This is a genomic window from Mycolicibacter acidiphilus, from assembly GCF_018455725.1.
Taxonomy (GTDB): Bacteria; Actinomycetota; Actinomycetes; order Mycobacteriales; family Mycobacteriaceae; genus Mycobacterium; species Mycobacterium acidiphilum.
This window is the reverse complement of sequence record NZ_JAHCLR010000007.1, coordinates 57,863-77,508: the sequence shown is the minus strand read 5'-3', so window position 1 is coordinate 77,508 and position 19,646 is coordinate 57,863. Positions and strand designations below refer to the sequence as shown.

Sequence of the window (19,646 nt, the reverse complement as noted above, 5' to 3'; positions counted from 1 at the left end):
ACTTACCGTCGACGCAAGACCACCGGGCGTGCCGCAGCCCGCCGCACCGCCCTCACCGACGCTTCTGTATTTGCGCTGCTGCCCGCCCGGTAAGCTGGCACGTCGTGACCGATCGCCCCAGCCTGCGACTGCATGACACGGCAACCGGCGCCGTGCGTGACTTCGTTCCGCTGCGGCCCGGGCACGCCTCCATCTATCTGTGCGGCGCCACCGTGCAGGCCGCCCCGCACATCGGCCACGTCCGCAGCGGTGTCGCGTTCGACGTGCTGCGCCGCTGGCTGACCGCGCGCGGCTACGACGTGGCGTTCGTCCGCAATGTCACCGACATCGACGACAAGATCCTCACCAAGGCCGCCGCTGCCGGTCGGCCCTGGTGGGAGTGGGCCGCCACCTACGAGCGGGCCTTCACCGCCGCCTACGACGCCCTGGGCGTGCTGCCGCCGTCGGTCGAGCCCCGTGCCACCGGCCACGTCACCCAGATGGTCGAGCTGATCGAGCGGCTCATCGAGACCGGACACGCCTACGCCGGCGGGGGCGACGTGTACTTCGACGTGCTCAGCTACCCCGACTACGGCCAGCTGTCCGGGCACCGGATCGACGACGTGCACCAGGGCGAGGGCGTCGCCACCGGCAAACGCGACCCGCGGGACTTCACGCTGTGGAAGGGCGCCAAACCCGGTGAGCCCAGCTGGCCCACCCCGTGGGGCCGCGGCCGGCCGGGCTGGCACCTGGAGTGCTCGGCGATGGCCGGGACCTACCTGGGCGCGGAGTTCGACATCCACTGCGGCGGCATGGACCTGGTCTTCCCGCACCATGAGAACGAGATCGCGCAGAGCCGGGCCGCCGGCGACGGCTTCGCCCGGTACTGGCTGCACAACGGCTGGGTCACCCTCGGCGGCGAGAAGATGAGCAAGTCGCTGGGCAACGTGCTGTCGATGTCGGCGGTGCTCGACCGGGTGCGCCCCGCCGAACTGCGCTACTACCTGGGCAGCGCGCACTACCGGTCGATGCTGGAGTTCTCCGAGACCGCGCTGCGCGACGCCGTCAACGCCTACGTGGGCATCGAGGACTTCCTGCACCGGGTGCGGGTGCGGGTCGGTGCGGTCGCGGTGGGCGAGTGGACGCCGCGGTTCGCCGCCGCCCTCGACGACGACCTCGCCGTCCCGGCCGCGCTGGCGGAGGTGCACGGGGCCCGTGCTGAGGGCAACCGGGCGCTGGACACCGGTGACCGGGCGGGCGCCATGGCCGCCGCCGAGTCGATCCGGGCCATGATGGGCATCCTCGGCTGCGACCCGCTCGATGAGCGCTGGGATTCCCGCGACGAGGCCTCCGCCGCGCTCGCAGCCGTCGACGTTCTGGTCCGCGCGGAACTCGAGCGCCGGGCCACCGCCCGCGCCGACCGCGACTGGGCGCAGGCCGACGAGATCCGGGACCGGCTCAAGGCCGCCGGCGTCGAGGTCACCGACACCGGCGACGGGCCGCAGTGGTCGCTCACGACCGGGGAGGACTCCTGATGGCCGGTAATTCCAAACGCCGTGGCGCGGTGCGCAAAGAGGGCACCAAGAAGGGACCCACGGTTGGCTCCGGCGGTCAGCGGCGGCGCGGCCTGGAGGGCCGGGGCGCCACCCCGCCGGCGCATGAGCGGTCCTATCACCCGGCCGCCAAGCGGGCCGCCAAGCAGCAGCGGATCACCCAGCAGCAGCGCGCCTACCGGGCGTCGAAACGCACCGACGACACCGAGACCGTGCTGGGCCGCAACCCGGTCCTGGAATGCCTGCGGACCGGGGTGCCGGCCACCGCGCTGTACGTCGCGCTCGGCGCCGAGGCGGATGAGCGGTTCACCGAATCCGTTGCCCGGGCAGCGGACAGCGGCATCCCGATCCTTGAGGTGCCGCGCTCCGACCTGGACAAGATGACCACCAACGGCCTGCATCAGGGCATCGCCCTGCAGGTGCCGGCATACAACTACGCCCACCCCGACGATCTGCTGGCCGCCGCCGCGCAGAGCCACGACCCCGCCCTGCTGGTCGCGCTGGACAACATCTCCGACCCGCGCAACCTCGGCGCGATCGTCCGGTCGGTGGCGGCGTTCGGCGGCCACGGGGTGCTGATCCCGCAGCGCCGGTCCGCGTCGGTCACCGCGGTGGCCTGGCGGACCAGTGCCGGTGCGGCAGCGCGCATCCCGGTCGGCCGCGCACCGAACCTGACCCAGACGCTGAAGGGCTGGAAGAACCGCGGCCTGCAGGTGATCGGGTTGGACGCGGGCGGCGACACCCGGATCGACGAACTCGACGCCACCGGCCCGCTCGTCGTCGTGGTCGGGTCGGAGGGCAAGGGCCTGTCCCGGCTGGTCCGGGAGAACTGCGACGCGGTGGTGTCGATCCCGATGGCCGGGCCGGTCGAATCGCTCAACGCCTCGGTAGCCGCCGGGGTGGTGCTCGCCGAAATCGCCCGCCAGCGAAGGTGATCCGTGGTGTCGTCGGAGTTCTGGCCGCGACGGTCGTCGCGCTGATGCCGAGCGCCGCGGCACAGCCACCCGCCTTCGACCTGCAGGCGCACCGCGGTGGTCGCGGCGAGACCACCGAGGAGTCGTTGCGCGCGTTCGCCAAATCCCTGGAACTCGGGGTCAGCACCTTAGAACTCGACATCGTCTTGACCCGCGACGGTCAGCCGCTGGTCTGGCACGACCCGGTGCTCGAACCCGCCAAGTGCGCCGACACCGCACCGGCGTTCCCCGGTGACCCGCAGCACCCGTACGTCGGCAAACTGGTGCACGACCTGACGCTGGAGCAGATCCGCACGCTGGACTGCGGCCGGCCGCTGCCGGAATTCCCCGCAGCAGAAGTGGTGCGCGGCAACCGGATTGCGACGCTGCCGGAGGTGTTCGCGCTCGCCGACTCCTACCGGGCCGACGTCCGCTACAACATCGAGACCAAGGTGGAGGCGGACCGGCCCGGTGCATCGGCGGACCCGCGGGAGTTCGTCGACGTCATCCTCGCCGCGGTGCGCGCCGCCGGGAAGGTGGCCGCCGTCGACATCCAGAGCTTCGACTGGCGCACCCTGCCGATGGTCCGCCGCGCCGAACCGTCGATCCCACTGGTGGCGCTCTGGGACGACACCACCTGGCTGCCGGGTTCGCCGTGGCTGGCCGGGATCGACCCGGCGATCACACCGGATCCGATCGCCGGGGCAGCCTCGGTGGGTGCGGACATCCTGTCGCCGGAGTACACCATGGTCGACGCCGACTTCGTGGCGCGGGCGCATGCGTTGGGGCTCCGGGTGATTCCCTGGACCGTCAACGACACCGCCGACATGCGCGCGCAGATCGCCGACGGCGTCGACGGGCTCATCACCGACTACCCGACCCGGCTGCGTGGCGTGCTGGCCGAACTGGGCGTCCCGCTGCCGCGGGCCTGTCAGCGCGGCTGAACGCCGAGCAGGGTCGCGACCGCCCACAGCGCCAGTACGGCCAGCACCAGCGTCGGCGGCACCGTGCACAGCCCCAGCCGGGTGTACTCGCCGACACCGGCCGGTACCCGATGACGCCGCACGATGCGCCGCCACAGCAGGTTCGACAGCGAGCCCGCGTAGGTCAGGTTCGGTCCGACGTTGACCCCGATCAACAGCGCCAGCACCGCGACCGGCCCGCACGGCACCACCAGTGGGGTCAGCACCAGCGTCGCCGGCAGGTTGTTGACGACGTTGGCCAGTACGGCCGCCACCACGGCGATCCCGAGCAGCGCCGGCAGGCTCGAGCCGTGCGGCAGCACGTGGCCGATGGCGGTGCCCAATCCGTTGCCGGTGACGGCCCGCACCACCACGCCCAGCGCCAGCACGAAGACGAGGAAGCCCACGTTCGCCGACCGCAGGATGCCGGTCGGGGTGCTGCGGCCCTGCGCGAGGCTGCGCACCGCCAGCACGCCGGCGCCGCCGAACGCCGCCCACGCCGGGGCGACGCCGAACGACTCGGTGACCACGAAGCCGGCGAGGGTCAGGGCGAGCACCACCAACACGAAGACCGGTACCGGCGGCGGCGGGCCGGCCTGCACCTGCACCGGGGTGGCCCGAAGATCCGCGGCGAAGAACCACCGGAAGGCCAGGTACACGGTGCCGGTGGCGATCAGCCACGGCGCGGCCATCAGCGCGGTGAACCGCACGAACGACAGGCCGGCGTCGTGGAACACCAGCAGGTTGGTCAGGTTGGACACCGGCAGCAGCAGGGACGCCGTGTTGGCCAGGTGCGCGGTGGCGTAGGCGTGCGGCCGCAGTGGTGCCCGGCGCCGGCGCGCCATCGTCAGCACCACCGGCGTCAGCAGCACGACGGTCGCGTCCAGGCTCAGCACCGCGGTCAGGCCGGCGGCGATGACGAACACCCGGCGCAGCAGGTGCTGCGGGGGGCCGACGTCGGCCCGGGCCATCGCCGCGCCGGCCGCCTCGAACAAGCCCTCGTCGTCGCAGAGTTGTGCGAGGACCAGCACCGCGCCCAGGAACGCGACCACCCGCAGCAGTCCGGCTGTCTCCGCGGCGGCGTCGTGGACCGAGATCAGCCCGCAGCCGATCAGCACCCCCGCGGCCGGCACGGCCGCGAACGCCTCCGGCCAACCCCGTGGGCGGGCCACCGCGAAACCGAGCACCACCGCGAGCAGCAGAACTGCGAAAGCCAGCCTCAGGTCCACGGATCCTCACGCTGCCACACCCGTGGCAGGTGCAGCGCGACACCGTCGTCCGCGGCCAGTCCGCTCAGCACGCGCAGTGAGACGTCGAGGTCGTCCCCGCTGTACGGCAGTGCCCGCGGCGGTTCGGACAGCGGCCGGAAGAAATCGTCCCAGTGGGTCAGTACGACGGTCCGCGCGCCGACCGCGCGCACGGTCTCGGTCCAGTAGTCGACCAGGTAGCGGTGCGGCTGCAAGCCCAGTTGGCCGACGCCCAGGTAGGCGACCTCGGCGTGCTGCCCGGCCAGGGCGCCGGGTGCGAAGCCGGCACTGCCCACGACCAGCAGCCGCCGGCCCGACGGCCGGTGCGCGACGACGGCCGACCACGCCTCGCCGCACCGGTAGGCCGACACCCGGACCGGGGGCGTGACGGGTTCGGTGATGACGCCGGGGAACCGGTCCGGCGGGCAGTGCCGCGACTCGACCAGGGTGACGTCGTAGGCGCCCAGCGCGATCGGCTCGCCCGGCACGGCGATGACCAGCCGATCCTCGGGCAGCCCGCCGCCGCGGCCGACGTTCGCCGCCGACTCGCCGCCGACCAGCACCGCGCCGGTGCGCTCGGCGACCACCGCGGAGTCCAGCACATGGTCGACATGGGTGTGCACCGCGACCACCGCGGCGAGCCGGTCGATTCCGGCCCGGCCCAGGCAGTCGTCGATGCGCGCCGGCACCGGCGCCACCGTGCCGAACACCATCCGCGCCAGCGTCGGCCGGGAGAAGTACCCGTCGGTCAGCAGCGCCGACGACCCGTCGTCGATCAGCAGCGTCGAGACGCCCAGCCAGGTCACCGACAGCGGCGCACCGGCGTGAGCGGCCGGCACGTCGAACCGGTCGGAGTACCGGGCCAGGTCGGGCCGGCCGGATTTGAGCCGCATCAGACCTTGGGACGGTCCTCGTCACCGATCAGCAGTCGCACCGCCAGATCCAGGCGGGTGCTGAAGTCGGTGGCGGATGCGCGCCGGGTGAGCCAGGCCAGCAGGTTGGACAGCCACACGTCGGAGATCACCCGCGAGATGTGGTACTGCTCCTCGGTCGGTTCGCCCTCGCTCATCGCCCGGGCGAACATCGAGTCGATGAGCTTCTGGACGTAGTCGACCTCGCCGGCCGCCGAGGCGTCGGCGAAGACGTAGGCGCGGGTCATGGCCTCGGTCAGCAGCGGATTGCGCTGCATGGCGCGGTTGAGTTTGCTGACCACCGCGTTGAGCCGCTGGTGGCGGGTGCCCTCGATGCCGACCGACGGCTCGCTGCGACTCTCGATGCGTTCGATCTCGCGGCCCATCGCCGACACCAGCAGGTGCACCTTCGACGGGAAGTAGCGGTAGAGGGTGCCGACCGCGACGTCGGCGCGGTCGGCCACGGCGCGCATCTGGACGGCGTCGTAGCCGCCCTTGGAGGCGATGGCCAGGGTTGCGTCCAGAATCCGTTTCCGGCGCTCGCGCTGCGCTTCCGAACCCAGATCGGATTCGGTCAGCACCGCCACGTTGATGACCTCGCGTGGCTGGGCGCCGGGGTCCCGGTTCGAGTTACTGTCGGCTGGTCGCGACATGCGGCGGGTAACTCCTTCTGTTGACTTGCTCGCCAGAAACGATACGCATCGCGTATGTGAATCTCCCACCTCCCGTACCGTCGGGACACGACGTGTCCTGCCATAACAGTTCGACTTGACGCTCGGACGCTGGCACTATTAGAACACGTTCTAGTGAGTCGGTGACCCGTCTCACGTACGAAATTCAAAGACTCGGCACTATCCGGAGGAGCCCAGCGTGGCGCAGGCCGTCAACCAGACCACATCCGACGAACAGCTCGCGGCCCGCGAACTGGTCCGGGACTGGGCCGCCGCGGCCGGTACCGCCGAGGCGATCCGTGCGGTGGAACTGGGCGAGCCGGACGCCTGGCGGAAGGTGTTCGACCGGGTGGCCGAGCTGGGGCTGTTCGGGATGGCGGTGCCCGAGGACCTCGGCGGTGTCGGCGGACGGCTGGAGGACCTCTGCGCGATGGTCGACGAGGCCGCCAAGGCGCTGGTCCCCGGACCGGTCGCCACCACCGCGCTGGCCACCCTGGTGGTCGGCGACCCGACGCTGGTGGAGGCGCTGGCCGCCGGGCAGCGGGTCGCCGGGGCGGCCCTCGACGCCGACCTGAGCGTCACCGACGGGCGGGCGTCCGGGATCGCCGAGCGGGTGCTGGGGGCGGTTGCCGACGGGCTGCTGCTGCTGCCGGCCGGGCAGACCTGGGTGCTGGTGGACGCAGCGGGCGACGGGGTGCTCGTCGAGCCGCTGACCGCCACCGACTTCTCCCGGCCGCTGGCCCGGGTGACGCTGACCGACACCCCGGCGGTGGCGCTGGAGGGCGGGGCGCGCATCGAGAACCTGCTCGCCACCGTGCTGTCGGCGGAGGCCGCCGGGGTGGCCCGGTGGGCGCTGGACATCGCCGTGGACTACGCCAAGGTGCGCGAGCAGTTCGGCAAGCCGATCGGCAGCTTCCAGGCCATCAAGCACCTGTGCGCGGAGATGCTGTGCCGCGCCGACCAGGCCGCGGTGGCCGCCGCCGACGCCGCCAGCGCTGCTGCCGACGACTCCGCTGCTGGTGACCAGCAGTTCGCGATCGCCGCCGCGGTGGCCGCGGCCGTCTGCATCGACGCCGCCAAGACCAACGTCAAGGACGCCATCCAGATTCTCGGCGGCATCGGCATCACCTGGGAGCACGACGCCCACCTCTACCTGCGGCGGGCCTACGGGATCGGCCAGGCGCTGGGCGGTTCGGACCGCTGGCTGCGCCGGGTCGCGGCGCTGACCCAGGCCGGGGTGCGCCGCCGGCTCGAGGTGGACCTCGGCGAGGCGGCCGAGAAGCGCCCGGAGATCGCCGCGGCGGCGGCCGCAGTCGCCGCGCTGCCGGTCGAGCAGCGTCAGGTGGCGTTGGCGCAGTCCGGGCTGCTGGCGCCGCACTGGCCCGTACCGTACGGACGTGGCGCCGGGCCGGCCGAACAGCTGGTGATCGATCAGGAACTGGCGGCCGCCGGCGTGGAGCGCCCCGACCTGGTGGTCGGCTGGTGGGCGGCGCCGACCATCCTCGAACACGGCACGCCGGAGCAGATCGAACGGTTCATCCCGGCCACCCTCACCGGCGAGGTGTTCTGGTGCCAGCTGTTCAGTGAGCCCGAGGCCGGCTCCGACCTGGCGGCGCTGCGCACCAAGGCGGTGAAGGTCGACGGCGGCTGGAAGCTGACCGGGCAGAAGGTGTGGACGTCGCGGGCGCACGACTCCCAGTGGGGGGTCTGCCTGGCCCGCACCGACGCCGACGCCCCGAAACACAAGGGCATCACCTACTTCCTGATCGACATGACCGCCGCGGGCATCGACATCCGCCCACTGCGGGAGATCACCGGTGAGGCGTTGTTCAACGAGGTCTTCCTCGACGACGTGTTCGTGCCCGACGAGATGGTGGTCGGCAACGTCAACGACGGCTGGCGACTGGCCCGCACCACGCTGGCCAACGAGCGGGTGGCGATCGCCGGCGGCACCGCGCTGGGCAACCCGATGGAGGAGCTGCTCAAGGCGCTCGGTGGCGCCGAGTTGGACACCGCGACCGCGGACCGGCTGGCGCGGCTGATCGTCGCCGCCCAGGTCGGTTCACTGCTGGACCAGCGCATCGCCCAACTGGCGGTCGGCGGGCAGGACCCCGGTTCGGAGTCGTCGGTGCGCAAGCTGATCGGGGTGCGCTACCGGCAGACGCTGGCCGAGTACCGGATGGACGTCACCGCCGGCGCCGGCGCGGTCGCCGGGCCGGCCGTGCACGACTTCCTCAACACCCGCTGCCTGTCGATCGCCGGCGGCACCGAGCAGATCCTGCTGACCCTGGCCGCGGAGCGGCTGCTGGGCCTGCCGCGGGGCTAGGAGCCGGCGGCCGGTCGGGCCGACGTTGAGTGTGCGTCAGTGGCGGAATCCAAGTCCCGGAGACCGCCCTGACCGCACACTCAACGAAGCGTGCTCAGGAGAACGTCGTGACCGCGCAGGTGGACGGCGTCATCAGGTTGACGCCCGGGTAGACCACCTGCACGTGGGTGCAGACGATCACGTTCGCGTCGGACTTCGGCAGGCCGGTGGAGTACTCCCGGACGTCGATGCTGCCGTTGGTCTGGTACTTCTCCGGCGGGCCGTCACCGGTGTAGATCGAGGTGATCACCGCGCCGGTGCCGTCCTTGAACACCTTGGTCCCCGGTCCGCCGCGGTCCTTGAACCAGCCCTCGCCGCCGTCGGTGTGCACGTCGAGGTAGGCGGTCCGCTTCGAGGAGCGGATCTCGGTGCTCTGCCGCGCCCACAGCCCGGGCGGGAAGCCCATCATGCCGTCCGGGGTCTGCAGCTGCACGCCGACGGTGAACCGGCATTCCGGCGGCGCGGCGCAGTCGACCCAGCTGTGGGTCTGCAACTGGTCGGCGTCGTTGACCGGGAACAGCGTGACCTTGGTGTCGCTGGACGCCGCCGCGATCGGCGGGGAGAGCACCGCCGGCACCAATGCAGTCAGCAGCGTCATCGCCGCCGGGACGATCAGCAACCGTTTCATGTCGCACCAACCTAGCCGGGAGCTCACTAGTCGTACGTCACTTCCACCGAATCGGTGACCGGGTGCGCCTGGCAGCCCAGCACGAGTCCCTCGGCGAGGTCGACCGGTTCGAGCACGTCGTTGACCTCCATGCTCACCTCGCCGCTGACGACGTTGCAGGCGCACGCACCGCAGTGGCCCTCGCGGCAGGAGAACGGTGCGTCGAGGCCCTTGTCCAGCAGCAGGTCCAGCATCTTGACGTGCCGCGGCCATTCCAGGGTGTGCTTCTCGCCGTCGAGTTCGACGGTCAGGGTGGCGGGCGGGGCAGCCTCTTCTCCGTCGGGCGCGTCCTCGATGGTCACCGCGGCGAACGGGTCGCTGTCCAGCGACTTGAACACCTCCAGGTGCACCTGCGCGGAGGGCACCTGCAGCGACTCCAGGGCGTCTCGGGAGGCCTGCATGAACGGTCCCGGCCCGCAGATGAACACCTGGCGGTCGGTGTAGGGGGCGGCCAACTGCGCCAGTGCGACGGTGCTCGGCAGCCCCTGCACCGACTCCAGCCAGTGCACCACGGTCAGTCGGTCCGGGTACTTGGCGGCGAGCTCGCGCAACGCGCCGCCGAAGATCACCGACTTCTCGTCGCGGTTGGCGTAGAGCAGCGTCACCTTGCCGCTGCCCTGCGACAGTGCCGACTTGGCGATCGAGAGCATCGGGGTGATCCCGCTGCCGGCGCCCATCAGCAGGAAGTCGGTGTCGAGGGTCTTGGGGACGAACGTGCCGGACGGCGCCAGCACGTGCACCCGCATCCCGGGGTGGGCGTGCTCGCACAGCCAGTTGGAGGCGTAGCCGTCGGCGGTCCGCTTGACGGTGACCGCCAGCGAGTCGTCGGTGAACGGCGAGCTGCACAGCGAGTAGCAGCGCGCCACCGAGCCGGTGCGGTCGCTCGGGATCCGCAGCGTCAGGAACTGGCCCGGTGAGTACTTCAGCCGGTCGGCCGGGATCCCCGGGTCGTCGGGTCCGTCGGGGATGCCGAACACCAGTGACCGCGAGTCATCGGTCTCGGCGATGACGTCGGTGATCTTCAACTGCAGGACGTGACTGCCCAGTGGTTCGTCCGGAATGGTGTCCGCCACGCTCCGCCCCTCATCTACGGTCATAACTAGAACAGGTTACAGAAAACAAGCCCGGTATCGCTACCAGCCGCAGGAATACCCCGCTCGACACAAATCGGAACGTGTTCTAGTCTCACACTAGGTCGGTCGTTCAAACCGAGCCGCTGAACGTACGCGGGTTCATTCTCCGGACCCAACCGCACTCCCGGGAGGCAATCTAGTGACGTCCACTCAACAGCGCGATGCCGCGTCGGTACTCGCCGCCATCGACGAGGTTCTGCCGCAGATCCGCGACCGCGCTCAGGAGACCGAGGACCTGCGCAAGATCCCCGACGCCAACATCAAGGCACTGGAGGAGATCGGCTTCTTCACGCTGCTGCAGCCCTCCCAGTGGGGCGGCCTGGAGAGCGACCCGACCGTCTTCTACGAGGCGGTCCGCCGGATCGCCAGCGCCTGCGGGTCCACCGGCTGGGTGGCTTCGATCATCGGTGTGCACAACTGGCACCTGGCGCTGTTCGACCAGAAGGCGCAGGAAGAGGTATGGGGTTCGGACAGCAACGTCCGCATCTCGTCGTCGTACGCCCCGATGGGCGCCGGCGTGGTCACCGAGAACGCCGACGGCTACATCGTCAACGGCGCCTGGAACTGGTCGTCGGGCTGCGACCACGCCACCTGGGCGTTCCTCGGCGGGCCGGTGATCAAGGACGGCAAGCCGGTCGACTTCGGCAGCTTCCTGATCCCGCGGACCGAGTACAAGATCGACGACGTCTGGCACGTCGTCGGCCTGCGCGGCACCGGCTCCAACACCGTCGTCGTCAAGGACGTGTTCGTGCCGCGGCACCGCTTCCTGTCCTACAAGGCGATGAACGACCAGACCGCCGGCGGCTACGAGACCAACACCGCCGCGGTGTACAAGATGCCGTGGGGCACCATGCACCCCACCACGATCTCGGCCCCGATCATGGGCATGGCGTACGGCGCCTACGACGCCCACGTCGAGCACCAGGGCAAGCGGGTGCGCGCCGCGTTCGCCGGCGAGAAGGCCAAGGACGACCCGTTCGCCAAGGTCCGCATCGCCGAGGCGGCCAGTGACATCGACGCCGGCTGGCGCCAGCTGATCGGCAACGTCGCCGACGAGTACGCGCTGCTCGCCGCCGGCCAGGAGGTCCCGTTCGACCTGCGGGCCCGCGCCCGCCGCGACCAGGTGCGCGCCACCGGCCGCGCGATCGCCTCGATCGACCGGCTCTTCGAGGCGGCCGGCGCGACCGCGCTGTCCAACGACGCGCCGGTGCAGCGGTTCTGGCGTGACGCGCACGCCGGTCGGGTGCATGCCGCCAACGACCCCGAGCGCGCCTACATGATCTTCGGTAACCACGAGTTCGGGCTGCCGCCCGGCGACACCATGGTCTGATCGGCGAAACCACCAAGCTAGTCAGGAAGGCGCGGGAATGAGCATTCGTTCGCTGGGTTATCTGCGGATCCAGGCCACCGACATGGCGGCCTGGCGCGAGTACGGCCTGAAGATCCTCGGCATGGTCGAGGGTTCGGGGCCGACCGAGGGTGCCCTGTACCTGCGGATGGATGAATTCCCGGCCCGCTTCATCATCGTTCCCGGCGACCGGGACGTGGTGCTGGGGTCGGGCTGGGAGTGCGCCAACGCCGCGGGCCTGCAGGACATCCGGCAGCGTCTCGACGCCGAGGGCACCCCGTACAAGGAGGCCACCGCCGAGCAGTTGGCGGACCGCCGGGTCGACGAGATGATCACGTTCGCCGACCCGTCCGGCAACGTGCTGGAGGTCTTCCACGGGGTGGCGCTGCAGCATCGCCGGATCGCCAGCCCCTACGGACACCGCTTCGTCACCGGGGAGCAGGGCCTGGGGCATGTGGTGCTGTCCACCTCCGACGACGCCGAGGCGCTGCACTTCTACCGCGACGTGCTCGGCTTCCGGCTGCGCGACTCGATGAAGCTGCCGCCGCAGATGGTCGGCCGGCCGGCCGACGGCGACCCGGCCTGGCTGCGGTTCTTCGGCTGCAACCCGCGTCATCACAGCCTGGCGTTCCTGCCGATGCCGACCCCGACCGGGATCGTGCATGTGATGGTCGAGGTGGAGAACGCCGACGACGTCGGGCTGTGCCTGGACCGCGTGCAGCGTCGCAAGGTGCCGATGGCGGCCACCCTGGGCCGGCACGTCAACGACAAGATGCTGAGCTTCTACATGAAGTCGCCCAGTGGCTTTCAGGTCGAGTTCGGCTGCGAGGGCCTCGAGGTCGACGACGACGACTGGATCGCCCGGGAGTCCACCGCGGTCAGCCTGTGGGGCCACGACTTCACGGTGGGTGTCTAGCCGCAGTGAGCGACGCACCGATCGATCCGCGCGCGTTCCGCAACGCGCTCGGCCAGTTCTGCACCGGCATCACGATCATCACCACCTGCCACGACGGTGAACCGGTGGGCTTCGCCTGCCAGTCGTTCGCCGCGCTGTCGCTGGACCCGCCGCTGGTGCTGTTCTGCCCGACGAAGCAGTCGCGGTCCTGGCAGGCCATCGAGGCCAGCGGGAAGTTCTGCGTGAACATCCTGGCCGAGTCGCAGCAGGACGTCTGCGCCCGGTTCGGCTCGCGGGAACCGGACAAGTTCGCCGGCGTCGACTGGGCGCCGTCGCCGCTGGGGTCGCCGATCCTGGCGAACTCCCTGGCGCACATCGACTGCACGGTCGCCAGCGTCAACGATGGCGGCGACCACTTCGTGGTGTTCGGCGCGGTGCACTCGCTGTCGGACGTGCCGGAGGTGAAGCCGCGGCCGCTGCTGTTCTACCGCGGTGACTACACCGGCATCGAGCCGGACAAGACGGTGCCGGCGCATCTGCGCGACGAGCTGGAGGCGTTCCTCACCGCCACCACCGACGACACCTGGCTGTAACCCTCCGCATCTTCTCCCCGCGAGCAGACGCCAAAGCCCCCCGATCGCGACGATGCGGGGGGCTTTAGCGTCTGCTCGACGCCCGGAGGGCCTATTTGCTGACGGTCTCCAGCAGGGTGGCCAGCTGAGTCGGGGAGACGGCGATGCCGCACTCGTTCTTCAGGTTGGTCAGCGGCGCGGCGATGCCCTGCAGCGTCGACAGCTGGTCGAGGTGCCCGATGAAGTAGCCCTGCACCGAGGAGCGGGCCTGGTCCGGTGCCATGGTGGCCGCCGAGGTCAGCACGTCGTTGGTCTCCGGGTGGTCGTTGAGGAACCCACCGGCCTGGCTGAGCACGCCGCTGGCGGTGCTGGCCAGCCCGGCAGCCGTGCAGTTGGCCGGCGCGGCATCGGCCGGCGGCGTGCTGGTCGTGACCATCGATGCGGCCACCGCACCCAGGATGCCGACGGTTGCCGCGCTGAGGGCGAAGCGTGAGGTGGTGCGCATTGCAGTGATCCCTTCGATCAGATTTCGGCGATTTTGCCGGAGAGGTCTGAGCTAAACCTACCGGAGTGGTAGCCAGGCACCGATTCGGCGCAGGGCCTCGGTGATGTCAGCGGTGGGGCCGGCGAACGACAGCCGGATGTGCGTGTTACCGCGTTCGGTGTCGAAGTCGATGCCCGGTGCCACGGCCACCCCGGTCTCGGCCAGCAACCGGGAGCTGAACTCCAGCGAATCCGCGGTGTGCTCGGCGACGTCGGCGTAGACGTAGAACGCGCCATCGGTGGGGGCCAGCCGGCTGATCCCGAGGTCGCGTAGGCCGTCGAGCAGCAGCGTCCGGTTGCTCGCATAGTGCGCCAGCCGCCCGTCCGATTCGGCGATCGACTCGGGGGTGAAGGCGGCGACCGCCGCGTACTGGGCCAGCACCGGCGGGCAGATGGTGAAGTTGCCGGTGAGGCAGTCCACCGCCCGCTGCAGCGACTTGGGCACCAGCAGCCAGCCCAGCCGCCAGCCGGTCATCGCGAAGTACTTGGAGAAGCTGTTGGCCACCACCGCGTTGCGGGAGGTCTGCCAGGCGCAGCTGACCGCCGGCGCCCCGTCGTAGACCAGCCCGTGGTAGACCTCGTCGCTGATCAGCCGCACGCCGGACGCGTCGCACCAGTGTGCGATCGCGGCCAGTTCGGCCGGCTCGATGACGGTGCCGGTCGGGTTGGCCGGGCTGGCGACGATCACCCCGGCCAGCGGCCCGTCGATCGCGGCCAGCATCTCGACGGTGGGCTGGTAGCGGGTGTCGGGGCCGCAGGGCAGTTCGACGACCTCACAGCCCAGCGCGGCCAGGATGTTGCGGTAGCAGGGATAGCCGGGGCTGGCGATCGCCACCCGGTCACCGGCGTCGAAGCAGGCCAGGAACGCCAGCAGGAAACCGCCGGACGAGCCGGTGGTCACCACCACGTCGGCCGGGTCGACGTCCAGGCCGTACCGGTCGAGGTAGGACCCGGCGATCGCCGCCCGCAGCTCCGGGATGCCCAGTGCCACGGTGTAGCCGAGCTGGTCGTGGTCGAGTGCGGCGGCCGCCGCGGCCCGCACCGGTGCGGGCGCACCCACACTCGGCTGGCCTGCCGACAGGTTCACCAGATCGCCGTGGCTGCGCTGACGTTCGGCGGCCGCCAGCCACACGTCCATCACATGGAACGGCGGAATCCCGGCGCGCAGCGCGACCCGGTCGGTCACGGCGCCGCCAGCACCTCGGCTTCGAGCCGGCGCAGATGTTCGGCCGGCTGGCCCAGCAGCTGCGAACTGCCGTGGGCCCGTTTGAAGTACAGCTGGATGTCGCTCTCCCAGGTGATCGCGATACCGCCGTGCAGCTGCACGGCCTCACCGGCCACCAGGCTGAACGCCTCGCTGGCGGTGATGCGGGCCAGCGCGGCCGAGGCCGGCGACGGGTCGGCGATCGCGTCGTCGACGACGGCGCGCGCGGCCGAGACGGCGACGTACAGGTCGGCCATCCGGTGCTTGAGTGCCTGGAAGCTGCCGATCGGCCGGCCGAACTGCACCCGGCTCTTGGTGTACTCCACTGTCAGATCGAGGCAGCGTGACGCGGCGCCGATCTGCTCGGCGGCGAGCAGGATCGCCGCGTAGTCGGCGATCCCGGGGTCGGCCCCGACCGGGGCGGTCTCGCCGGCGGTGATCCGGCCCAGCCGCCGGGTCGGGTCCATGGTGGTCAGCGCCTCGGTGGTGAACGCGGCCCAGCGGGTCAGCTCACCGTCGGCCGCGCCGATCACCACATCGTCGGCACCCACCAGATCGCCGTTGAGCACATAGTCGGCGTCGAACACCACGGTGCCGATCGCCGCACCGGCGGCCAGCCGCTCCAGTGCGTCGCTGTCCGGCTCCGGTGCGGCCAGCAGCGCCAACTCGGCCAGCACCGTGCCCAGTAGCGGGGTCGGGACCAGCGCCTTGCCGAGCTCCTCAAGCACCACCGCGGCTTCGGCCAGGCCGGCCCCGGCGCCGCCGAACTCCTCGGGCACCACCAGAGCGGCCGCGCCGACCTGCTCGCAGAGCAGCTGCCACAGGTTCTCGTCGTAGCCGCGCTCGGATTCCATTGCGGCACGCACCGATTCGGGTGAGGCCAACTTGAGTATCAGCGTCGCGACGGTCCGGCGCAGCATTTCACGTTCGTCGCTCATGCGATTGCCTCCAATACCCGGCGCCGGTGGGCGGTGGGGTCGCCCCAGGCGGGACGCAGCGCCTGCACCCGCAACAGCCATAGTGACAGGTCGCATTCGCTGGTGAAACCGATCGCGCCGTGCGTCTGCAGCGACGAGTGCGCGGCCAGCAGCGCGGCGTCGGAAGCGGCCACCTTGGCGGCGCTGACGTCGCGGACGGTGTCACCGGAACCGTCGGCCAGACTCAGCGCCGCGCCGTACACCAGGGGTCGGGCCAACTCCAGGGCGATGTGCACGTCGGCCAGCTTGTGCTTGATCGCCTGGTAGCCGCCGATCACCCGGCCGAACTGGGTGCGCTGCTTGGCGTATTCGACGGCGGTGTCCAGCATCGCTTGGCCGGCGCCGATCAGCTGCGCGGCGGTGGCCAGCGCGCCGAACTCGTAGGCCCGGGCGGTGTCGGCGCTCCACGACGCACCGTCGGCGGTGACGTCGAAGACGCCGCGGCTGGGGTCCACCGAACGGTGGCGGGTGCCGGGCCGGGCGGTGCTGACGGTGCCGTTCTCGGCGAGCAGGACGACGTCGGCGACCTCGGCGTCCACCGCGCGCGGGGTGTGCGGGGGCAGCGCCACGGTGGCGATCGCCTCACCGGCGGCCAGTGCGGCCAGCCGCTCACCGGCATCGGGTGCGCCGGCCAGCAGAATCGGTGCCACCGCAATCGATTCCACTACCGGACCGGGCACGCACCAGCGGCCCAGCGCCTCGACGGCCACCATCAGGTCGACCGGGTGGGCGCCGATGCCGTCGTGCTCCTCCGGCACGGCCAGCGCGGTGACGCCGAGCTCGGCCAGCTGGTTCCACACCTGCTTGCCGGCCGCGGTGTCGCCGGTCGACCAGGCGCGCACCGCGCCCGGAACGTCGGCGGCGCCGAGTGCGGCGTCGATGCTGGCCGCGAAGTCGCGCTGCTCTTGGTCTAGATCGAATTTCACTTCTTCTCCCGGGGCAGGCCCAGCAGCCGCTCGGCGATGATGTTGCGTTGAATCTCGTTGGTGCCGGCGTAGATCGGTCCGCCCAGCGCGAACAGGTAGCCGTGTGTCCAGGCGTCGGCCAGCTCGCCGTCGGCGCCGCGGATGTCCAGGGCGGTCTGGTGCAGGGCGACGTCCAGGTCGCTCCAGAACACCTTGGTCACCGAGGATTCCGCGCCCAGCTCGCCGCCGGCCATCAGCCGGGTGACGGTGCCGAAGGTGTGCAGCCGGTAGGCCTGCGCCTTGATCCAGGCGTCGGCGACCCGGTCGGTGAAGACCGCGTCGGATCCGTGGTCGCGCCAGACGCCGGCCAGCTTCTCCGCGCCGACGCAGAACCGCGCCGGGCTGCGCAGGCTCATGCCGCGCTCGTTGCTCGACGTGCTCATCGCCGCGCGCCAGCCCTGGTGGACTTCGCCGATCACGTCGTTGTCGGGCACGAAGACGTCGTCGAGGAAGATCTCGCCGAAACCGGTCTCGCCGCCGAGCTGTTCGATGGCGCGGACCGTGATGCCGGGCGCCTTCAGGTCGAACATGAAGTAGGTCAGGCCGTGGTGGCGCTGCGCCTCGGGGTCGGAGCGGAACAGCCCGAAGCCGCGCTCACCGAATGGCGCCCGTGAGCTCCAGATCTTCTGCCCGTTGAGTTTCCAGCCGCCGTCGACCTTGGTGGCCGTCGAGCGCAGCGACGCCAGGTCGCTGCCGGACTCCGGCTCACTCCAGGCCTGCGCCCAGATCTCCTCGCCGGACGCCATCTTCGGCAGGATGCGGTCCAGCTGCTCCTTGGTGCCGTGCGCGAACAGCGTCGGCGCCAGCATCGAGGTGCCGTTGGCGCTGGCCCGTCCGGGTGCGCCGGAGGCGAAGTACTCCTCCTCGTACACCACCCACTGCAGTACGGTGGCGTCCCGGCCGCCGTACTCCTTCGGCCAGGCGATCACCGACAGGCCGGCGTCGAACAGCACCTTGTCCCACTTGCGGTGCTGCTCAAACCCTTTCGCGGTGTCGTAGGACTCAGTCGGGAACTTGTCTTTGTTCGCGGCCAGGAAGTCGCGGACCTCGGCGCGAAACGCCTCGGTCTCCTCATCGAATTTCAGGTCCATCAGGCCCACTCTCTCAACTGCGGTTTGACCACCTTGCCGCCGGGATTGCGCGGCAGATCGTCGACGAAGGTCACCGAACGCGGTGCCTTGAAGTTCGCCAAATGCTCACGGGTGTAGGCGATCACGCTCGCCTCGTCCAGCTCCGACCCGGGCCGCCGGACGATGAACGCCCGGCCGACCTCGCCGAGCCGCTCGTCGGGCACCCCGATGACGGCGGCGTCGGCCACCCCGTCGAGGCGGGCCAGCACCTGCTCGATCTCGGCGGGGTAGACGTTGAACCCGCCGCAGATGTACATGTCTTTGAGCCGGTCGGTGATCCGCAGGTTGCCTTGTGCGTCAACGGTGCCGACGTCGCCGGTGTGCAGCCAGCCGTCGGCGTCGATCGCCGCCGCGGTGGCCTCGGCGTCGTCGAGGTAGCCGAGCATGTTGTTGGCGCTGCGCAGCAGCACCTCGCCGGCCTCGCCCGGAGCGCTGGCGCCGTCGATCCGCAGTTCGAAGTCTGCGATCGGCCGCCCGCAGGTGGTGGCGACGGTGACGGCGTCGTCGTCGGCGCGGCACATGGTGGCGAACCCGCCGGACTCGGTGAGCCCGTAGGCGGTGAGCACGATGTCGATGTCCAGTTCGGTCTGCATCCGCTCGATCAGCACCACCGGCACCGTCGCGGCCCCGGTCACCGCGAACCGCAGCGACGACAGGTCGTGCTCGCCGCGGGCCGGGTGATCCAGCAGGGTCTGGTAGATGGTGGGCGGCCCGGGCAGCACCGTGATCCGCTGCGCCTCGATCGCCGCGAGCGCACCGGCCGGGTCGAACGTCACCTGCGGGATCAGGGTGGCCCCGGTCTGCAGGCAGGCCAGGATGCCGGCCTTGTAGCCGAAGTTGTGGAAGAACGGGTTGATGCCCAGGTAGCGGTCGTCGGCGCTCATCTGCCCGCAGGCCGCCCAGGCGGCCGGGCCGGCCAGCGACTGCCGGTGCGCGCAGAGCACACCTTTGCTGCGTCCGGTGGTGCCGGAGGTGAACAGGATGTCGGAGACGTCGTCCGGGCCGACCGCGGCTGCCCGGACGTCCACCGTGGCGGCCGGTATCGAGGCGCCGGCGGCGACGAACCCGTCCCAGGTGCCGTCGTCGTGTTCGACGGGGATCCGGACCAGGTGCTGCAGGTCGGGCAGGGTCGCGCGGTCGAGTTCGGCGAGTCGGTCGGCTTTGAGGAATCGGCCCATCCCGAACAGCACCCGCGCCCGGCTGCGGGCCAGGATGTCGGTGGCCTCGGAGGTGGTGTAGCGGGTGTTCAGCGGCACCAGCACCCCGCCGGCGTAGTGGGTGGCCAGGCAGGCGACCACCCAGTGCCAGGTGTTCGGTGACCAGAGCGCCACCCGGTCGCCGGGCTGCACGCCCAGCGCGATCAGGGCGGCGGCCGCACCGCGGACCTCGTCGCGCAGCGCCGCATAGCTGAGGTGCTTGTCGCCGTCGATCAGTGCGTCGTGGTCACCGAGGGTGGCCGCGATGTGGTCCAGTACCGCAGGCGTGGTCTGCAGATCATCCCCCGCAAGCGGGCGGTACCCCCAGGCCATCGGTGCTCCCTGATTTCCGAGACGGCTCGTAGCCGAGCAAGT

General features: G+C 70.9%; 18 protein-coding genes. 7 read left to right on the top strand and 11 right to left on the bottom strand.

Annotated features, from left to right (window positions below; genetic code table 11):
• Window positions 1-104 precede the first annotated feature (104 nt).
• Genes cysS through KIH27_RS06110 form a run of 3 tightly spaced genes read left to right on the top strand, consistent with a single transcriptional unit; the run spans window position 105 to window position 3,429 of the window.
• The gene (gene cysS, locus KIH27_RS06120) at window positions 105-1,514 is read left to right on the top strand and encodes a cysteine--tRNA ligase (RefSeq protein WP_214092049.1); all 1,410 of its coding nucleotides are present in this window, start codon (window positions 105-107) and stop codon (window positions 1,512-1,514) included.
• On the top strand, window positions 1,514-2,467 hold the full coding sequence (rlmB, locus tag KIH27_RS06115; RefSeq protein ID WP_214092048.1) for a 23S rRNA (guanosine(2251)-2'-O)-methyltransferase RlmB: 954 nt from the start codon (window positions 1,514-1,516) through the stop codon (window positions 2,465-2,467). Before cysS ends, rlmB begins: the two co-directional genes overlap by 1 nt.
• The gene (locus KIH27_RS06110; RefSeq protein WP_214092115.1) at window positions 2,467-3,429 is read left to right on the top strand and encodes a glycerophosphodiester phosphodiesterase; all 963 of its coding nucleotides are present in this window, start codon (window positions 2,467-2,469) and stop codon (window positions 3,427-3,429) included. Before rlmB ends, KIH27_RS06110 begins: the two co-directional genes overlap by 1 nt.
• Here the strand turns inward: KIH27_RS06110 and KIH27_RS06105 are convergent.
• From KIH27_RS06105 to kstR, 3 genes are read right to left on the bottom strand one after another with little or no spacing between them, the layout of a single operon-like run.
• Window positions 3,417-4,670: an SLC13 family permease gene (locus KIH27_RS06105; RefSeq protein WP_214092114.1), complete on the bottom strand. Its 1,254-nt coding sequence runs from the start codon at window positions 4,668-4,670 to the stop codon at window positions 3,417-3,419. The two genes, KIH27_RS06110 and KIH27_RS06105, sit on opposite strands and share 13 nt — an antisense overlap.
• Window positions 4,667-5,587: an MBL fold metallo-hydrolase gene (locus KIH27_RS06100; protein ID WP_214092047.1), complete on the bottom strand. Its 921-nt coding sequence runs from the start codon at window positions 5,585-5,587 to the stop codon at window positions 4,667-4,669. Before KIH27_RS06100 ends, KIH27_RS06105 begins: the two co-directional genes overlap by 4 nt.
• Window positions 5,587-6,258 carry a cholesterol catabolism transcriptional regulator KstR gene (gene kstR, locus KIH27_RS06095; protein WP_250149662.1) on the bottom strand — a complete coding sequence of 224 codons (672 nt, stop codon included), beginning with the start codon at window positions 6,256-6,258 and terminating at the stop codon, window positions 5,587-5,589. Before kstR ends, KIH27_RS06100 begins: the two co-directional genes overlap by 1 nt.
• A 217-nt stretch (window positions 6,259-6,475) precedes the next feature.
• Here kstR and KIH27_RS06090 point away from each other — a divergent pair, with 217 nt between their 5' ends.
• Window positions 6,476-8,602, top strand: a complete 2,127-nt coding sequence (locus tag KIH27_RS06090; RefSeq protein WP_214092046.1) for an acyl-CoA dehydrogenase family protein — start codon at window positions 6,476-6,478, stop codon at window positions 8,600-8,602.
• Between the two features lie 94 nt (window positions 8,603-8,696).
• Here KIH27_RS06090 and KIH27_RS06085 read toward each other — a convergent pair whose 3' ends face one another.
• Window positions 8,697-9,269 (bottom strand): hypothetical protein, encoded by a 573-nt coding sequence (locus tag KIH27_RS06085; protein ID WP_214092045.1) that lies wholly within the window; start codon window positions 9,267-9,269, stop codon window positions 8,697-8,699.
• Between the two features lie 26 nt (window positions 9,270-9,295).
• The gene (locus KIH27_RS06080; protein ID WP_250149661.1) at window positions 9,296-10,405 is read right to left on the bottom strand and encodes a 2Fe-2S iron-sulfur cluster-binding protein; all 1,110 of its coding nucleotides are present in this window, start codon (window positions 10,403-10,405) and stop codon (window positions 9,296-9,298) included.
• 175 nt (window positions 10,406-10,580) lie between these two features.
• Between KIH27_RS06080 and hsaA the strand changes: the two genes are divergently transcribed.
• Genes hsaA through hsaB form a run of 3 tightly spaced genes read left to right on the top strand, consistent with a single transcriptional unit; the run spans window position 10,581 to window position 13,277 of the window.
• The gene (gene hsaA / locus KIH27_RS06075; RefSeq protein WP_214092043.1) at window positions 10,581-11,771 is read left to right on the top strand and encodes a 3-hydroxy-9,10-secoandrosta-1,3,5(10)-triene-9,17-dione monooxygenase oxygenase subunit; all 1,191 of its coding nucleotides are present in this window, start codon (window positions 10,581-10,583) and stop codon (window positions 11,769-11,771) included.
• 37 nt (window positions 11,772-11,808) lie between these two features.
• Window positions 11,809-12,705, top strand: coding sequence for an iron-dependent extradiol dioxygenase HsaC (gene hsaC, locus KIH27_RS06070; RefSeq protein WP_214092042.1), 897 nt, complete (start codon window positions 11,809-11,811; stop codon window positions 12,703-12,705).
• 5 nt (window positions 12,706-12,710) lie between these two features.
• The gene (hsaB, locus tag KIH27_RS06065; protein ID WP_214092041.1) at window positions 12,711-13,277 is read left to right on the top strand and encodes a 3-hydroxy-9,10-secoandrosta-1,3,5(10)-triene-9,17-dione monooxygenase reductase subunit; all 567 of its coding nucleotides are present in this window, start codon (window positions 12,711-12,713) and stop codon (window positions 13,275-13,277) included.
• 91 nt (window positions 13,278-13,368) lie between these two features.
• Here hsaB and KIH27_RS06060 read toward each other — a convergent pair whose 3' ends face one another.
• From KIH27_RS06060 to fadD3, 6 genes are read right to left on the bottom strand one after another with little or no spacing between them, the layout of a single operon-like run.
• Window positions 13,369-13,761: a heme-binding protein gene (locus tag KIH27_RS06060; protein WP_214092040.1), complete on the bottom strand. Its 393-nt coding sequence runs from the start codon at window positions 13,759-13,761 to the stop codon at window positions 13,369-13,371.
• Window positions 13,762-13,818: 57 nt separating this feature from the next.
• Window positions 13,819-14,985, bottom strand: a complete 1,167-nt coding sequence (locus KIH27_RS06055; RefSeq protein WP_214092039.1) for a pyridoxal phosphate-dependent aminotransferase — start codon at window positions 14,983-14,985, stop codon at window positions 13,819-13,821.
• Entirely contained in the window at window positions 14,982-15,941 is a 960-nt protein-coding gene (gene ipdE2 / locus KIH27_RS06050) for an acyl-CoA dehydrogenase IpdE2 (protein ID WP_214092038.1), read from the bottom strand. The genes KIH27_RS06055 and ipdE2 overlap by 4 nt, the downstream gene beginning before the upstream one ends.
• The gene (locus KIH27_RS06045; protein WP_214092037.1) at window positions 15,938-16,906 is read right to left on the bottom strand and encodes an acyl-CoA dehydrogenase family protein; all 969 of its coding nucleotides are present in this window, start codon (window positions 16,904-16,906) and stop codon (window positions 15,938-15,940) included. The genes ipdE2 and KIH27_RS06045 overlap by 4 nt, the downstream gene beginning before the upstream one ends.
• Entirely contained in the window at window positions 16,903-18,036 is a 1,134-nt protein-coding gene (locus KIH27_RS06040) for an acyl-CoA dehydrogenase family protein (protein WP_214092036.1), read from the bottom strand. Before KIH27_RS06040 ends, KIH27_RS06045 begins: the two co-directional genes overlap by 4 nt.
• Window positions 18,036-19,604: a 3-((3aS,4S,7aS)-7a-methyl-1,5-dioxo-octahydro-1H-inden-4-yl)propanoate--CoA ligase FadD3 gene (fadD3, locus tag KIH27_RS06035; RefSeq protein ID WP_214092035.1), complete on the bottom strand. Its 1,569-nt coding sequence runs from the start codon at window positions 19,602-19,604 to the stop codon at window positions 18,036-18,038. The genes KIH27_RS06040 and fadD3 overlap by 1 nt, the downstream gene beginning before the upstream one ends.
• Between the last annotated feature and the right edge of the window lie 42 nt (window positions 19,605-19,646).

Coding starts and splice junctions, on each gene's coding strand:
- rlmB (WP_214092048.1), top strand. CDS start 1,514: ATGGCCGGTAATTCCAAACGCCGTGGCGCGGTGCGCAAAGAGGGCACC.
- KIH27_RS06100 (WP_214092047.1), bottom strand. CDS start 5,587: ATGCGGCTCAAATCCGGCCGGCCCGACCTGGCCCGGTACTCCGACCGG.
- kstR (WP_250149662.1), bottom strand. CDS start 6,258: ATGTCGCGACCAGCCGACAGTAACTCGAACCGGGACCCCGGCGCCCAG.
- KIH27_RS06085 (WP_214092045.1), bottom strand. CDS start 9,269: ATGAAACGGTTGCTGATCGTCCCGGCGGCGATGACGCTGCTGACTGCA.
- KIH27_RS06080 (WP_250149661.1), bottom strand. CDS start 10,405: ATGACCGTAGATGAGGGGCGGAGCGTGGCGGACACCATTCCGGACGAA.
- hsaC (WP_214092042.1), top strand. CDS start 11,809: ATGAGCATTCGTTCGCTGGGTTATCTGCGGATCCAGGCCACCGACATG.
- KIH27_RS06060 (WP_214092040.1), bottom strand. CDS start 13,761: ATGCGCACCACCTCACGCTTCGCCCTCAGCGCGGCAACCGTCGGCATC.
- ipdE2 (WP_214092038.1), bottom strand. CDS start 15,941: ATGAGCGACGAACGTGAAATGCTGCGCCGGACCGTCGCGACGCTGATA.
- KIH27_RS06040 (WP_214092036.1), bottom strand. CDS start 18,036: ATGGACCTGAAATTCGATGAGGAGACCGAGGCGTTTCGCGCCGAGGTC.
- fadD3 (WP_214092035.1), bottom strand. CDS start 19,604: ATGGCCTGGGGGTACCGCCCGCTTGCGGGGGATGATCTGCAGACCACG.